Raw genomic sequence first — 17,381 nt, forward strand, 5'->3', positions numbered from 1 at the left:
TGCCTTATACTATATTTTTGATTTTGATATGGTTCGTTTTTAAATTCAAAAAACTGAAATACACTTTAGGTATAGTTTTGAATTTTTTTAAAAACAGAAACTAAATCCATCTTTTTCAGCATAAACTATATTTGTTGTATGCGAAAAAAAAGCATTTGAATCTGTAAAATAACTTTTCAACACTTACACTTTCAGACGAATCAATTTTGATGATTTAAAAATAAGCCGGGCATGCTCAGTACCCGACTTATCTTAACTAACCAACCTAATTTAAAAATTATTTATCCCACCAGATTCTTGTGGTCATTAAATCTAAACCTTGACGTTGAATTGCTTCTTTATAATTAGCCTCGTTTGTAATAAGTTCTGACTGATCATAAATTAATCTTCTTGGAATTGTTCCTTTTGTTTCTCCAGTTGGATCATTAACAGGAACTAATACAGGATAACCTGTTCTTCTGTATTCTGAGAATGCTTCAAAACCATTAAACAATAAAACAATCCATTTTTGAGTGATAATCTGTTCGATTTTTTCTGCTTCTGTTCCTGAAGCTTTAAAAGGATATGTCGTAATGTAAGTATTGTATTCTGCTGGTGAAACTGCCGGTACTTTATCACCAAAAATCGTTAAAATATTCATAGCGGCTCTCACTCCATTTTCGTAATAAGTTTGAGCCGATCCGCCAACGTTCCATCCTTTTACAGCAGCTTCAGCCAATAAAAACTGAACCTCAGCATAAGACATAATCAATGTTGGAGCATCTAAACGCAATACTGTAGAAGTATTTGGATCTGAGAAAAGCTTTTTGTCTCCTCCTGGAAATTCTTTTGCATCATTTGCCAAACCTTGCTGACTTGCAGGATTATTATCTCCTGTTGCTTCTAGTTTTGCATAAATTCTTAAACGAGGATCGTTTGTATTTTTCAATAAATCGATGAAAGTTTTACTGAATTTAATGTTCGATTCTCCTCCATTCAAATCATTTCTAACCCATGAAGAAGTAATAGGGTTTGTTTTAACTCCCGCAGGACCTGCATCATGTTTTAAAACCAAACTGTCATCATTTGAAGTAAAAACACCTTTAGCATACGCTTTTTCTACAAATTCTTTTGCTTTTGCAGGATTTACTTTAGACAAACGCATGGCTACTCTTAGCATTAAAGAGTTTGCTAGTTTTTTCCATCTTGCAACATCACCTTGATAATACAAATCTGCATTGCCAACAAATGGTTTTGCTGCATCTAATGCTGTTCCCGCTTCATCCAATTCTTTTAAAAGATCATTGTAAATTGCTTCCTGTGTATCATATTTCGGAGAAAAAACGTTTCCGTTGTATCCTTTTCCTGCTTCAAAATAAGGAACTTCACCATAAGTATCCGTTAATTTTTGGAACAAGAAAACTTTCATAATTCTGCAGGCCTGAATCATATTTGAATTCTCAGGAGTATTTTCAACTACAGATAATAACTGGAAAATCTGATTTAATCCTTTTCCGTAAGTTTCACCAAAAAGCGCTGCTGAATACTCTGAAGAATATGTGTATTTTGAACCAGGTCCTCCAAGTGAAGAAAACTGCTGTACAATTTGAGCTGCGTATAAATTGTTCCCTCTTGTGTTAGAGAAATCTTGTCCGTCAACATAAATCTCAGCAAGTGTAAACATTGATTTTACGGCAGGATCTGTTAAAGCATTTGGATTCTTATTCATTTCTTCGAATCCTTTATCGCATGAAGCTAATGTCATAGCACTAACAATTGCGACACAAAATATTTTGATATATCTATTTTTCATCTTTTTTAGTATTAGAATTTGACATTAAGGGCAAAACCGTAGTTTCTTGTCAAAGGCATAGAAGCTCTCTCCATACCTTGAGCATTACTGTTTGAATAGTTTGACTCTGGATCGATATTTGGAACTTTGTCATAAATAGTCCATAAATTATGAGCTGAAAATGCTAAACTAACAGACTGGAATGGTGTTCTTTTTAAATATTCTTTTGGGAAATTATAAGCAAATGAAATCGCTCTAAGCTTAACAAAATCAGCATCGTAAACAAAATTTGATGTTACATCACTATAGCTTCTCCAGTAATCGTATGCAGAAACTGTGGTGTTTACAGGGTTTCCGTTAACATCTGTTCCGCTTACTGCAACTCCAGTTTCACGACCTGGAAGTGTAATTTCAGATAATCCGTAACGTGTTCCTAACTGATTGGTAGCAGAATAGATTTCTCCTCCAAATTTAGCATCAACAAAAACAGAAAGAGTGAAATTTTTATATGAAAAATCATTTGAAAGTCCCATAGATGTTGGCGCAACACCTTGTCCCGCAATGATTAAATTTCCTCTTAAGAATTTTCCATTTGTATCCAATACAATGTTACCATTTGCATCTCTTAAATAATCGTACGCTTTAATAACTCCAAAAGGCTGTCCTTTTTCTAAAACTACATTAGCTCTTCCATCTCTATTTCCTTCTAATGTTTTTGTTGTGATTTTATCAGAAAGATTTAAAACTTCACTATCGTTGTAAGCAAAATTATAACCTACGTTCCAAGAGAAATTTTCAGTCTTAACTGCTTTTACATTAATAGCAAACTCCACCCCTTTGTTTAGGATTTCTCCAACATTAATTTTTGTAGTTCTATATCCTGAAGCTTGAGAAACATCGGCATCTGTAATATCATTTGTTGTTTTCTTGCTGTAGAATGTTAAGTCTGTACTTACTCTGTTGTTGAAAAACGTGTTTTCAAAACCAAATTCGATTGTACTTACGTTATACGGTTTTAAAGTTCTATTCGGAATTGTTTCTCCATTTACACCCAAAATTGGCTGACCTAATGAATCTGTTTGTCCGTCTGGCGTAGTATAAGTCAATGCTAAAGCGTAAGCATCTGGTAATGCTCCTCCAACGTTACCCCATCCTGCTCTAATTTTACCATACGAAATCCACTCAGGAAGACCTATAACTTCAGAATAAATAAAACTTGAACTTACAGAAGGATAAAAAGTACTGTTATTTGCAGGATCTAAAGTGGAAAACCAATCCTCACGGCCTGTTAAACTTAAGAATAAGAAATCTTTGTATCCAATATCTGCCGAATAGAAAAGAGAGTTTACTTCACTTTCAGAAAATAATTTTTCAGTTTTATCTGGCTGTGTATTTCCGTAGAAATATTTGAACGGAACAATGAAGTTATTTCCTTTCATTTTAATACCGCTGTATCTATTATGCTGACGGTTTGCCCCAATAAAGGCATCCAATGAAAGGTCTTTAGCAATATCTCCTTTGTAGCCTAAAAAACCAGAAGCATTTACCTCAGAACGGGTTTCAATTCTGTTTTCAATAGATCCTCCTGGGTTGTAATTTATTCCAGTAGGCTCAATTTCAGTATATTCATAATTGATATCATCAATACCAATAACAGCTTTAGCATAAATTTTATCTGTAATGTTATAATTTACTTTTGCAGAACCAATAAAACGCTTTCTAAGATCGTCATTTAAAGGAGATTTCGTAGCAAAATATGGGTTTGTATGATATACATTGGCTCCTAAAAAGTCTTCTTCACCACCGTTTGCATCATAAGGATTGCTTATCCATCTGATATCTGTTCCTGGAGTCATGAAAGTCGTTGGGAAAGATGGGTTTCTTGGTGAGTCATTTAAATATGGACGATTATGACTTTTCTCCGAAATATACTGAGCATTACTCTCTATGCTTATTTTTTTATTTGGAGCCGAATTTAAACTCAAAGCCACGTTGTTTCTACCAAAAGTAGTTTCTGGCAAAATAGATTCGTCTTTAGTGTTTCCAAAAGATAATCTAAAGTTTGTTGATTCATTTCCTCCAGAAATTGCTAGAGTATTACTGAAAGAATATCCTGTTCTGTAGAAATTCTCCACATTATCTTTTCCGTAAGCCTGATAAGGTCTAGTTTTACCATCAAGTGATAATGAAGGTGTTCCGTCATATTTATCTCCCCACGCAAAATAGTAAGAATCTCTAAGTTCTTGTAAATTGGTAAATCTAGTTGGAACACCGCTTGCATTTGGAGCTCCGGCACCATATTGATCTTGCCATTTTAAAAGGCTAGCAGGTGTATTGAAAGTAGAATTTGTACTGAAGTCTACACCAATTCCTGATCCGTTTTTACCTTTTTTAGTTGTAATTAAGATAACACCATTTGATCCTCTGTAACCATAAAGCGCAGAAGCAGCACTACCTTTTAATACAGACATCGAAGCAATATCATCTGGATTGAAAGAAGACATACCATCACCTTTATCGGCACCACCCCACATTCCAGCATTTCCCTGCTGAGTATTGTCAATCGGAATTCCATCTACAACATATAAAGGCTGGTTAAGTCCAGACGCAGAAGTTGCTCCACGAATTACAACACGGCTCGAACCAGAAGGTCCTGTAACTGGTGCAGAAACGTTTACTCCGGCAATTTTACCTTGAAGTGCATTTCCTAAGTTAATTTCCTTATTTTTTGTCAGGTCCTCGCCTTTTAATTCTCCTACGGCGTACCCTAGACTTTTCTTTTGTTTTTTAACTCCGAATGAAGTTACTACAACATCTTTTAATTCCTGTGTGTTTTCAATTAATACAACAGAAACTCTGCTTTCGTTTTCCTGAAGTACCACTTGTTTTGACTGAAATCCCATCGAGGATACATTAAGAGTAACTTTCCCTTCAGGAACATTCATTTTAAAACGCCCTTCGGCATCTGTAACAGCACTAAATGGTTTTCCTTGAACTTCGATTGACGCAGCAACAATTCCCTTGTTTTCTGCATCTGTAACTATGCCGGTTATTAATCGATTTTGCGCGGCAGCACTTAAACTGCTAAGCAATATCACTCCTAACACTGCTAATATTCGTCTCATAAGCTTTTTGTTTTGGTTATTGGTTTTGACTCGTTTTGTTGATTTGTGTTTGTTTTTAAATAATTAATAAAAAATTGTACTCTGTTTGCAATATCATAATAAACAGCTATTTAAGGCTGCAGTTGATTTTTAGTTTTTTACTAAATCGTTTTAGCAAAATGATTAAAAAAAAGTCCTCACCTTTTTTTAAATTTTTTAAACCGATTCTCTTACGATCAAAGTTCCTTTCTCGAGAACCTTTTCTATTTTGAAATCATCAAAGTTTGTCATCTGATTCATTAAGAGCTGAATTGATTTTACTGCTATATCCTCTATTGGCTGGGCAATAACAGTTATTGTGGGTGTATGAAGTTTGAAACTGTCGTGATCATCGAAACTGATAACCGAAATATCTTCTGGAATTTTGTATTTTAAAGCCCTAAAAGCCTGAAGTCCTGCTAGTCCGAGGTAATTTGCTAAAAACAGAACTGCATCTATCTCTTTATTTTTATTAAAAAAGTCTATGATTGCTTCAATTCTGCTTTGTTCACTAGCATGGTAATCTAGATGCAGCGTATAATTCTCGTTGTAAATACCTTCTTCTTTTAACGCTTCAACATATCCCTTTTCTCTCAGCTTCATCTGGATCATACCAGATTTATTATTAACAACAGCTATATTTTTGCGTCCCTTGTTCATCAAGAATTTAGCCGCCGAGTAAGATCCTTCGTAGTTATCCATTACAACATGACTTACTTTTTGATTGGCAAAATACCTATCGATTAGCACAACTGGTTTTTGTAATTTTAAAAGATGACTGATTGTTTTCTCTAAATTTCGGGTTGGAGTAATAATAAACCCTTCTACATTGGCTTGCAAAAGACTTTCTATCAATTCTTCCGAACGATTATTATCATCTCCCGTACTGCAGTAAAAAACCCTGTAATCAATATTTTTGGCTTCGTCTTCAATAACTCTTGCCAAATCTGCAAAAAACTGGTTCGATATATCTTCAACAATAAGTCCGATTGATCTTGTTTTTCCTGTTCGCAAACTGCTGGCGATCATGCTTGGTTTGTAGTGCAGTTTTTGCGCCACATCCTGAACTTTTTTGATTACAGTGGGGCTGATAGCCATTTTTTCGCCTTTGCCGTTGATAACAAAAGACACAGTAGAAATCGAAACTTCTGCCTGTTTCGCAATATCTCTAATTGTAATCTTTTTCATCGGGTAATAAATTTATATTTGAATATTTTAGTACATCGCAAATATATGTAAGCAAAACTTACAAAAACGTTTTAGTAAAATTTTTTTTCAACAAATCTCTTTTTTAAGCTTAAAATTAAATAGAATATTCAGTAAATACTATATTTTACCAAGTTATTGTCATTCTGACTTTTAATGTAGATTTTATGAATTTTTATACAGATTTAATCTAATTTGGATAAGATTGTTGCCCATTTTTAAACTTAAATATTCTATAAAAAAAAAGGCTCAAACTTTCTAAAGTATTGAAGAGTATTTCATTTTTAGAAAAAGCAAACTTCAAAAGAAAAGCCTTTGAACATTATTTTAGTTCAAAGGCTTTTTTTCATTTATAATCAAAACTTACATCATGGTATTAATCCTAATACTTGCTTTTATAAGTGCCAATGCAGAGATTTTAGAAATATGAATATCTTTAGGCTGGTGATGGGAATTCTGACTTACCAATTTTACAAAATCAGATCCTTGTTCTGATTTTTGAACATATTTTACAGTAATATATTCTTCCCAATCATTCAGCTTTACACTTAAAAGATACATTTCTCCAAAAAAGATATTTTCAAATTCAGTTTCTTTATACAAAATAATATCACCAGACTTCAATAAAGGATACATACTATCTCCAGTTACAGAAATTGCTCCGTCACATTTTGGAAGATTCGGAATTTTTATGGTATCCAGAATTCTTTGCGGTTCACCACTGCTAAACAATTCCCTTAAACCCGCTACTGCTTCCAAATCATATAATGGTATCTCCTGACTAACATGCGTGGGATCAACTGTTTTTCTATCATTATTCATAATCATTACACTTGTATTTTCTTCCTTAATCATTGGCCCATTCCCTGTTAAAAGCCACTCAGAATTAATCTCTGGATAGTAGTGTAATATTTTACACGCTTTGTCAGTTCCCATATTACTGCTATTATCCAAAAACTTATTGGAAAACCCTAAATCATTACAAAATTTATACTTACTAATCCCTTTATAATCAAGATACTCTCTCATTCTTTCCGTTGAACCCATAAAAAGATGTATTTTTTTACGTTAAAAATTTGGTTTAATGTATTATTTTACATTATATTTGCAAAGTAAAGAAAAATAAATTTTAAAAACAACAGAAACGTTAACAAATTTACATTTCAAATAATAAACAAACAAACCTTAAATACTAAATAAATAACTGATTAAAAACAAATTACAATGCAATTAAATAGTTCAAAAACAGCATACAGACCACTACGGGCAATAGGAATAAAACTACGAATTAAATGTATTATTAATCACTAATAAAAAAATAAATATTAATTTTTTACTCAAATCAATAAAATGGAAACAAAATCAAATTAAGGAAAAAATTCAAGAGCTGGAGCATTGGCTGATTGAAAATCCGAACAGCTCCGAGAGAGCTTTAATAGAATCTGACATTAAAAAATTACGAACCTTATTAGAAAAAAATCATGAGTAGAAATCAAATCGAAGCAAGAATTGCACAATTGTATCTGGCACTTCAATATTGTTCAGAGCGAAACAAAACTTTCACGGCAGGTGAAAGAATATGTATTAATCAAGAACGTTTTCAATGGATGCATATTCTAGATAATGAAGCAGCTTCTCCCCGCCCAGTTTCACGAACCATTGAAAATAAACTAAAAGAGGTTTGGAGACTTTGTGCTCTCTATAATTTTAAACCTTATTACAGCGATCCTTTTCAAGAAGAAATTTTATTACAAAACTAAAAGCCAATTTATTATGAACACTCCTTCTACAAACACTATCAGCCAGACTATGGACTTAACTCAATTTTCAGCACAAGAACTAAAAGAAGCCTTAAATAGAATCGAAAATAAAAAAAATGAAGAGAGAGATGCTTATAAAAAACTGGTTGCCGAAACGATTCCAAAAGCACTTTCCAGATTACAGGAAACTTCTGAAATGATGCAAAATGCTAAAACTGAAACTTTCAGGCTGTTTGAAACTATTTTGGATTTAAAGAATCAGGTTTATGGTTTTAAAGAAAAACAAATGTCTCATACCTTCTCAAATGATAAAGAAGAAATTACGATTGGGTATCGCATTAACGAAGGCTGGGATGATACTGTAACTATTGGAATTGAAAAAGTACAGAATTACATTTCATCGCTTTCTACTAGCAAAGAAACAGCATCATTAGTAAAAATTGTTTTTAACCTCTTAAAAAAGGATGCTAAAGGAAATCTAAAAGGTTCACGAGTTCTGGAACTTCAGAAACTAACAAAAGAATTTAATAATGAAGAATTTACAGATGGTGTTGAAATTATCGCTTCGTCTTTTAAGCCTGTTCGTTCAAGCTGGTTTATTGAGGCAAGCCGAATTGACGAAAATGGCGTAAGAACGAATATTCCGCTATCGATGTCTTCTGTAGATTTTTTACAAGGCTATGCTTTTGATTTCTTTAACCAGCAAAACAACCAAAACCATGCAGCTTAATCACGACATTTATTTATCACTGCTATTAACTATCCTGTTAATTCTAACCAATTTAAAGCCTATACTTTTATTTAGAGAATGGTTTTATTTCAAATTAAAAACAACTTTTAAACAATACCTGAATGAGCGTAAAAATAAAGCCAATTATAGATCACGAAAGCTACAAAGTAAATGAACATACGATCTTTAAAGACGGACTCGGAAACTGGAATTGCAATAATGACTTATCCAAAAAAGAACGTCTGGCTTTTAATCAGTACGAAAGTATTGTAATCAAAAATCCGAGATTCAAAAAACACACAACAGCCACTTATAAAGGCTAAAACGACCTTCAAACCTGCAGCCGAAAAAAGCAGGTAAATAAAAATGGTTCCTGTTTCTTCTTCTTTCTGAAAAGAACCAGGAACCGACAAACGGGCGATTTCTGCCCTTATAATAAACAGCCAAAACGCATTCTTTCTATTGGAATCCAAACCTAAAAAAGTTTTGGAAACAGGATTGTCATGCGAAGTTTGCTGACCTAGATTGTTAAATAAATCTTTAACAAATACAACCTCAGAACGAGGTTCAATATAAAATGGCATCGGGAAGTAAAAACCATTTACTGAATAGGATCAAATGGTTTGGCTGTCTTAAATATGATGTCTTTATAATTCAAACTAATAACTCTTTTAAACTTCGTTCTTCTTACAACTTTTTCTTTTTTCTATCATTCAAAATATTTTCTCTCATGCCTATATCCTCAAACAGAAGTCTCGGAATTCAAAAAAATAAATTAATGCGTTACAAACTCATTAAAGAACTGTATCAAAAACACAAAACGGAAGACATTCCAACTACTGTTGTGTGGCGTAAATATGTCTATCCCGTTTATCCAATTTCCAGAACTACTTTGTACGAAATTCTCTGTACACCTATCACTTCTGAACTAAAAAAAATCGAAGAACTTATGAGCAATCAGGAAAGGTCTTCTTAATTCATATTAAAGAAAAAAATCATTCTTTATTTATCTTCAAAAGCATCCTTATTGTGATGCAAAGATGAAGCATTTACTTCATCTAAAACGACTTCTGTTCGCTTTCCTTACAACTCTGTAAAGCCCTAGAATACAAATGTTCGCAGACCTTGCATTTGTTTTTTTTAGGGCTTTTTTCACCCAATCTTTGCAATCTCAAAAGGAAACAACCGCGCTCAAAAACTAGAAAAATTCCTAGTTAAGATTCCTCTCGAAAACAACGCTAAAGCTGTTTTTGAACAAATCATTTTTAAACCCAACATTCAACATCAAATGGAACAGTTTCTATACCCCTCGCTAACGGCTTTTTTTGCCGCTTTTATTACCTGGTTTTTCTCTATGCGAAAATCACTGGCACAAGATCGTGCCGCCGAACTCGACAACGCCGTAAGCGCCGTAAAATATTACCGTGATCTTCTCGACGACATTACTGCGAGACTTACAGCCGCAACAGAAACCATTAAAAAAATGGAAATACAGCACAAAGAACTAATGCTCATAAACCAGCAACTGGTTGACGAATTACAAAAATTTAAACAGCTTAACGGAAAAACATCATGACACTTGCCCAAAAAACTTTAGAAATCGCCACCGCTCAAATTGGTGTCGAAGAAATGCCAAGAAACAGTAACGCAGGCCCCGAAGTCGAAATTTATTTAAGAAGCGTCGGACTTGGTAAAGGATATGCCTGGTGCATGGCTTTTATCTACTGGTGCGCACAGAAAGCTTCTCTTCAGATTAACGAAAAAAATCCTTTAAAGAAAACGGGAGGTGTTTTAGACCAATACAATTCGAGACCTCTTTTGATAAAAAAGACACCTCAGCCCGGAGACGTATTTATCATGGATTTTAATAATGGTAATGGTCACGCCGGATTTGTCGAAAAGATTGCTGGTAACACTGTTTACACCATTGAAGGAAACACCAACGATTCTGGCGGAAGAGAAGGTTATAAAGTAGCCAGAAGAAAACGCGATATAAAAAGCATTAAAGGCTTTTTACGAATCTAAAAACAAAATTTTTAAACCAATCTTAATTATGAATAAAAAACCAAAATTTCTTGTTTTTTCTCTTTTCATCATCCTTATCATGATTTCATGCCGAAGTCCGAAGCCAGTTCAAAATGAAAATAAAATTCAGACGATAACGATTACTGAAACCTTTCACGACACTGTTTTTAAAATTGCAAAAGACAGCAGTTCTTACAACGCATTACTGGAATGTCTTAACGGAAAAGTAGTTCTTAAAAATGTTATTCAAGCCGAACCAGGGCGTACATTAAAAAGCCCAAAGGTTCGTCTTGATAACAATAAACTCCAAGTCGACTGCAACCTTAAAGAACAGGAACTCTATGCACATTGGAAATCGAAACAAGTAAAAGATGTCCAAGAGAAGACGATCACCATTACCAAGTTTAGCAATCATCTCACTTTTTGGCAGAAAGCCCAGATTTGGCTAGGGAGATTACTGCTTCTTGTACTGCTTTTTTTGATTGGAAGATGCATCTCCAAAATCTATAAACCTGAATGGTTTAAATAAAAACTTTTAAAACTATACGCAAAATATGTCCGCACAATCTCATTTTTTTATAGAGTCAGGAGGTTTTCCGCAGCAACAGGAGGCTCAAGGCTTTGGGCCCAAGTCTGAAACTGTTTTCAACCTGACTTCTCGATTTACCATTGGCAATGAACCCAAAAAAGCCTTTTCAATCTGTAAAGGAGTTGTTTTAGTTCAGCCTCAAAGTGGCAATAATGAAAAAGTAAATCTTATTCTCCGCCCCTACAAACAACCATTTCCTGGATTAAACATTAAATACTTTGTTTATAGAGGTTTGAGAAAAAGTGATTTTTTCACTTCTGGTAATCAGCCATTAGTTATTAGTAATGATGGAGCAGTTTCAGATTTAATTGATAATATCAATATCAATTTTAAAGCATTCTATGATGGAAATGCTTCAATTGAAAAACCTTCTTTTAAAGCTGAGTTTATTGGTTATGAGGAACCTCCAACCGATCTCGATCAAAATGATCTTGCTCTACTATTATCAACTCCATTATCCGATTTCTTTTTTAAAGAATCGAAATTTGAAACGAAAAATAATACTCAAGAAGAACAGCATCCATTCGAACTTCCACTAATCGATAGTGGTAAAACGTTAGGTAATTTTGCTGAAGGCGAATGCGGAATTGATGTCGTCTTAAATTATGGCGATTACAAACATGATTTCGACAATTCTGAGTTTAATTTCGATTTGGAATACGCACGTAAACCTTTTGCAGAAATTGTAACAAACGGTTCTACCGATTTTGCGAAAAAACTTCAGCGCGAGCAAAGTACTCAATTTATTGATATTGCTGCTTTTTATGGTTTACATACAGCCGATGGCACTGTAACAGTAGATACTTCTGGAACCAAAACAAAGAAAACAGGAAATGCCATTTACAGCGATGTCATTAACAAGTTTGCAACCAAAAACAATTGGTACATCTACATTCAAAGTGATCGTACGCGCAGCTATGATTTTTACGGAAACTATAAAATTGGTGAAGGTCTAGAAAACCTAAAAACAGGATTATTAGAAAATCCTGTAACTAAAGAAGTTCCTATGGCAGCCGTAACGTATGGCAAATTAGGCTGGCCAGTTTTAGTTAATACTCAAGAACAGGCAAATACAGTTACAACAAACAATTTATACCTGCAATTTCCAACAGATAACAATAACAACACCGCTTGTTACGGACAGATTGCCAATGTAGTCAACGCTCAAAAAGACACTTTTATCAATGCTGACGGATTAAGATTACCTCCTGATGAAGAAGGCAATTACGCAGATTTCACCTCAACCATTCAATTGACAACTCCTGCTCTAGCTGGTGAAAATATTGCCTCTCTTAGTATTTTACTTTATCAAGGAAAAGTGAATTTGTATACTGATCCGCAAGTAGTACCAGATGAAGAAGGGGCTCCTATAATTACATATCGAAAGGCAAACTTTTTTGACAATGTTTTTAATTTAATAAAAGCTAGCCCTTTATTGAATTTAGGTAGCGATAAAAGCTATTCCAGAATGACTTCTGAAAAGCTCAATCTTATCAATGAGTTTTATGATAAAAAACAGCAGGGAATTTCGATTGTACAGACTCTTACTGTAAATGATGCCATTGAAACTGGAATTGAAGAAAATCCTACTGTTGATCGTGTTACTTACATAACAGAGGCAGTAGATGTTATGAACAATGCTGTTTCTGCAACCGGAAGCACAGCTTCAACAACTTATACATCTTCTTCAGCTGGTGGTGCTGTTGGCAAAAGCAAAACCTACCAACTACCCGATCCATACTATTACAATTTGAAAATGTTTACAGATAGTACTGAAACTATTACGGGACTAGAACTAAAAACTTTGGATGGCGCTACTCCTAACAAAATTATTCTGGGACTAACTAAAGATGAAAATGAAGCAATAAAAGCTCTAATTACCGAAGGCAAAAAGAATCCTCGCTTGTTTTTAATGGATCTTTTTGAAGGTGGAAGTGAGTTGCTTTCTCCTGAAAATATCAAATATCAGAAATATAAAGTTGCCATTGTGACTGAAGATGAGGATGGTAATAATAAATTGGAAGAACCTGGTAATTCTGTTTTTGTTTATTCACTTGATCGGACTTACCATTTTAGTAAAGGATATAGTGAGTACATGCCAGATTTAGAATTGTCAAAATTGAAATTAGATTTAAACGTAAACTTAGAAACGGAATAAGATGGAAAATGCCGTAATATTAAAAACAGGAAAAGTTGTTAGAAAATCCTCTTTCGTTCCTGGTTCTTTAAAAATTGATCTACAAGGTTTTGTTGATCAATTTGCAATTGGAAAACCAGACAAAATTTATAAACATGTTAATAAAGATAAATTTAATCTTCGAGATTTAAATGGTTATGACAAACCAATCTCAGCAGGATATTACTTAGAAAGTCAGTTTTTAAAATATATTGCAAATATTATAACAATTGAAAAACTAAATGAGTCTGTTTTAAAAGATGCTGATATAATTTTTGCTAAAGATGGCGATGAAATTGAAGTATTTCGTTTACATATTGAAGCACCATATAACTTTTTTTATAAATTAGAAAAATTTAATATTATTTATAAAAGAAATATTCCTGTTTTAGATAGTAATCAGAATATCATTACTCCCAATGATAAAGAGCCGGTTATAATTAATTTTGATAAGGCAACTATAACTTCTAAGCAATTCTATAATAAAAGAATTTATATAGCTAATGCTTTTAACGAAACTAAAGAAAAAGATTCTGCAGCTTTTTTAATTACTAAAATTGCTATAATGATTAACAAAATTGAGCGTGAGATTTTCCCATTATTCGCTCAAAATAACGATCTAATTTCTTATATAAATAACCAAATTATCGAATGGCTATCTGATGAAATTCTTATAAATCCAAGTTTGGAAACTTTGGCAGAATTCAATCAAAATATAACCGATTATTATAAAGTTGCATACTCAAATCAATTAAAAATATTAGAATCTTCTGGAACAGAGAAACTTTATTGGTTAGCAATGGGACTTAGCTCACAATCATTGTCAGGATTACCAGTCAATGAGAAATGGAAGATATTGCATTATTTAATAAAAAATAAGTTAAGTAATAATCTTGAAAGAATAAAAGAAGAAGAGCTAGTTATAAATATAGTATATTCCTTTAACCAATCTAACATCAAGGAAATAGATCAATTTTTAAGTTTTTTTCTATACCCATACGAAACAGGAACCGAAAAAGAAACAACATTCTATGAAGTGCTATATAACAGTATGAGTACAAGCACCAATATGAAACAAGGCTTACTAGGGTTATCAAATTGGGTCTTAGGCACAGAATATCAACCAACTACAACAAAGGGACAATTTGTTATGGCAATATACATGCTATGGCAATTTAGTAAATATAATCCCTACGACAACAATGATAAATTAAAAAATGCAACAATTGATTTTAGAAGTTCTAATTCAATTGCAAGCTTTGCACCAGAAAACACAAACCAATCTTTATTTAATTACACCCATTATGTTGCTTACGACCCTGTTTATTGGAGTAATTCATCACAAGAAATAAAAGAGTATAAAATTTCAAGACCTAATGCTTCTCCTATTTTGATGCCATATCAATCTTCAAAAATTATAGGTATATATTTTGATAATTTTAATTTTAGTATTGATGGCAATAAGATAATTGCTTACCAATCCTTACCAGTAATATCATCACGTAGTGATGAAAATATCACTCTTGTAGAGCAAAATGAAGTTCAATATGGAATTTATGATCTTTTTCAACCTGTTACTTTATTAAGCACAGATATTGAAACTAGGTCTGCTTTATCTACTGTAAATGGCCAAAATATTTCAATTAATGGCCAAAATATAAATTCTTTCATCCCTCTTTTTGTTTTGTCATTTATTGACAAAGACGGAGACAGTAGTGATGCCGAATCTATTTTAGGATATGTTGTGGATGTAGCAACAACTTTTACAGGTATTGGAAATTTAGCAAAACTAAAGCATCTCAAGTGGGGGGCATCTGGATTAAAAGCAGGTGAAGTCGCATTAAAATCATTAGAAGGTTTAAAGATTGTTGTTGGAGGAGTTGAATTTACTGCTGGAGTCCTAGGCTTTTTTGCCAACTTCGTGGAGTGTAGTGAAAATGATTCTTTCTGTCAAGGAATGAAAACGTTTATTGCAGTTTTCCAATTGGCATGTCTCACTACTAATGTTGGTACTGGAATTGCATCTTTAATTGCAAAAAGAGAAGCTGCTAAATTACTCAAAATTGCTGGTGAAGGTGCAAATGATTCTGAAACAATTGCTAATTTAAAATCAAAATTACAACAATTAGGTTCAAACGCATCTCCAGAAATAATCGATGAAGTTTCTACTAGAATTTTATCATTAGGAAGATTAAATTCTTTACCAATTGACCTAATTGCAATAGCTCTTTATAGAAAATTAAAAAATACCTTATTACTTGCACAAAATAAACTTTATCGTGAATCAGCTATTATTTTAGAAAACACTCCTTTAAACGAGCCAGCTGCTTTTGGAAAATTACCAAGGTTCTCGTTATATAAATACGTAGAAGATACACCTAATAAGCTTTGGAAAAGAGTAACAGGAGGAGATGTGTACTTGCATACAGAAGCCGAGTTACAAGAAATGATTGATTTTGGTAAATCTTTAGAAATAGATGAACTAACAGATATTCGTTTTAAAAACACAAATGATGTAACTGAACATTTCATCCTTAAAAGTTTTAGAACTGTTAAACAGAAAACTAAAGCTGAAGTTATTGAACAAATGAGGTTTTACAAAACATTCCTTACAGAAAGAGAAAAAGTGCCTTTTTGTTTTAGCTTATTAAATGATTCAAAACACTTTAATGATTTCAAAACAGAATTTTTAAGCATATTGGGTAAATATTATTATGGTGGAAATGTAAAACTTCTAAATTATTTAGATGAATATCAAATTTCTGGTTCTGCTTTATATAAGGTGAATCCTCCTGATATGGATATTTCTGGATATATTAGAAGATTACATATACGGAATTTAACTGCAAAAAACATTGAATTGTTTGAAAAAAACAGAGCGATTATAATTAAGCAATTAAATAAAAGAAGAAGATTTAATGATCTTGAAGAAATTGAGAAAGCACTTTATCATGCAAATACAAAAGATCAAATAAACGCTTTCGCTCTTCTAAGAATAGATAGTGAAGGAAATATTTATACATTAGCAGAAGATATTTCTAATATGGCGAACAAACCAAATACACCAAAATCCACAGATTTTAATGTATTTGACATCACTAAAACAGATAGAAGACTACAACCGGATTTAACAATAAAAACAAAATAATTATGGTAGTATTATATAAGAATTTTTTTAACGAATCTATTTCAGAAATTCAAGCTCTAAAAATGAATGGCTATAAAAAAGAATTTCATGACAATAATGTAGTAAAAAAAATTGAAAACAAATATGCAAATGGAAATTTTCATGTAACTTATTACAAAGACAACAATGAAAGTAATGTTTTAGAAAATTTATCTAAAGAATATCCTAATACAAATGTTTTTAGAATTAGAACTAGACAAAATTCAGGCAATTATACTATAGAAAATGAAGATTATATTGAAGATGGGATTCTAGAATTAAAAAACAGCCTGATAAGAGATAGTAAAGGAAGAATAATTGCATACAATCAAATTGATATTATCAACAATCAACCTTTACATGACGGTTCTGTTAAGTATTTCTATAGTGAAGANTATTTACAATAACTATTGTTTACCAAATTTAGAAGATGGTACTATTCTGGATAAAGATTTTAAGGTTTTTAGAGCAAAATACGATGAGAATGGAAATTTAATTGAAATTCTTTTGAATTCACAAAGCACTTATGATAAAGAATATTTTTTTCCTAATCAGCCAGCTCCATTAGATCTTGAAACATGCAGACAAATTTGTAATCTAACTAATGAACAAATGAATTATTTCCTCACAGACGAGTTATTACCAATTCCTAATTTTTAGGTATCCGCCCTCCGCTGGCGCGAGCGTCCTGCTCGTGAACGTAACGTATTTCTTATATTAGCTCAAAAATAATAAATGAGCAGAAAATACAAGTTTGGAAATAAAACTGGAACTTACTTTATAAGTTTTGTTGCTATTTACTAAATAAAAAAACA

Annotated in this window: 13 protein-coding genes; 9 read left to right on the forward strand and 4 right to left on the reverse strand. The window is 32.6% G+C overall.

Annotated features, from left to right (window positions below; all coding sequences use genetic code 11):
• Positions 1-277: 277 nt before the first annotated feature.
• The 4 genes from ASE40_RS21385 to ASE40_RS21400 all read right to left on the reverse strand — a co-directional run bounded on the left by ASE40_RS21385 (position 278) and on the right by ASE40_RS21400 (position 7,167).
• Positions 278-1,792 carry a SusD/RagB family nutrient-binding outer membrane lipoprotein gene (locus tag ASE40_RS21385; protein WP_057119666.1) on the reverse strand — a complete coding sequence of 505 codons (1,515 nt, stop codon included), beginning with the start codon at positions 1,790-1,792 and terminating at the stop codon, positions 278-280.
• Between the two features lie 11 nt (positions 1,793-1,803).
• On the reverse strand, positions 1,804-4,896 hold the full coding sequence (locus tag ASE40_RS21390) for a SusC/RagA family TonB-linked outer membrane protein (RefSeq protein WP_057119668.1): 3,093 nt from the start codon (positions 4,894-4,896) through the stop codon (positions 1,804-1,806).
• A gap of 195 nt (positions 4,897-5,091) precedes the next feature.
• Entirely contained in the window at positions 5,092-6,102 is a 1,011-nt protein-coding gene (locus tag ASE40_RS21395; protein WP_057119671.1) for a LacI family DNA-binding transcriptional regulator, read from the reverse strand.
• A gap of 381 nt (positions 6,103-6,483) precedes the next feature.
• Entirely contained in the window at positions 6,484-7,167 is a 684-nt protein-coding gene (locus ASE40_RS21400; RefSeq protein ID WP_241774405.1) for a helix-turn-helix transcriptional regulator, read from the reverse strand.
• Between the two features lie 434 nt (positions 7,168-7,601).
• Between ASE40_RS21400 and ASE40_RS21405 the strand changes: the two genes are divergently transcribed.
• The 9 genes from ASE40_RS21405 to ASE40_RS21445 all read left to right on the forward strand — a co-directional run bounded on the left by ASE40_RS21405 (position 7,602) and on the right by ASE40_RS21445 (position 16,548).
• Positions 7,602-7,880, forward strand: coding sequence for a hypothetical protein (locus ASE40_RS21405; protein ID WP_057119673.1), 279 nt, complete (start codon positions 7,602-7,604; stop codon positions 7,878-7,880).
• 13 nt (positions 7,881-7,893) lie between these two features.
• Positions 7,894-8,610, forward strand: a complete 717-nt coding sequence (locus ASE40_RS21410) for a DUF3164 family protein (RefSeq protein WP_057119675.1) — start codon at positions 7,894-7,896, stop codon at positions 8,608-8,610.
• A 122-nt stretch (positions 8,611-8,732) separates the two neighbouring features.
• On the forward strand, positions 8,733-8,933 hold the full coding sequence (locus ASE40_RS21930) for a hypothetical protein (protein WP_128415009.1): 201 nt from the start codon (positions 8,733-8,735) through the stop codon (positions 8,931-8,933).
• Between the two features lie 407 nt (positions 8,934-9,340).
• The gene (locus ASE40_RS21420; protein ID WP_057119678.1) at positions 9,341-9,586 is read left to right on the forward strand and encodes a hypothetical protein; all 246 of its coding nucleotides are present in this window, start codon (positions 9,341-9,343) and stop codon (positions 9,584-9,586) included.
• Positions 9,587-9,898: 312 nt separating this feature from the next.
• Positions 9,899-10,186, forward strand: a complete 288-nt coding sequence (locus ASE40_RS21425) for a methyl-accepting chemotaxis protein (RefSeq protein WP_057119681.1) — start codon at positions 9,899-9,901, stop codon at positions 10,184-10,186.
• Complete coding sequence (locus tag ASE40_RS21430) at positions 10,183-10,635, forward strand: CHAP domain-containing protein (protein ID WP_057119682.1); 453 nt, start codon at positions 10,183-10,185, stop codon at positions 10,633-10,635. The genes ASE40_RS21425 and ASE40_RS21430 overlap by 4 nt, the downstream gene beginning before the upstream one ends.
• A 28-nt stretch (positions 10,636-10,663) precedes the next feature.
• Positions 10,664-11,164 carry a hypothetical protein gene (locus ASE40_RS21435; RefSeq protein ID WP_128415010.1) on the forward strand — a complete coding sequence of 167 codons (501 nt, stop codon included), beginning with the start codon at positions 10,664-10,666 and terminating at the stop codon, positions 11,162-11,164.
• Positions 11,165-11,189: 25 nt separating this feature from the next.
• Positions 11,190-13,382 (forward strand): hypothetical protein, encoded by a 2,193-nt coding sequence (locus tag ASE40_RS21440; RefSeq protein ID WP_057119688.1) that lies wholly within the window; start codon positions 11,190-11,192, stop codon positions 13,380-13,382.
• Between the two features lies 1 nt (position 13,383).
• Positions 13,384-16,548, forward strand: coding sequence for a hypothetical protein (locus ASE40_RS21445; protein WP_057119690.1), 3,165 nt, complete (start codon positions 13,384-13,386; stop codon positions 16,546-16,548).
• Positions 16,549-17,381 lie beyond the last annotated feature (833 nt).

This window comes from Flavobacterium sp. Root935 (genome assembly GCF_001429295.1).
Lineage (GTDB): Bacteria > Bacteroidota > Bacteroidia > Flavobacteriales > Flavobacteriaceae > Flavobacterium.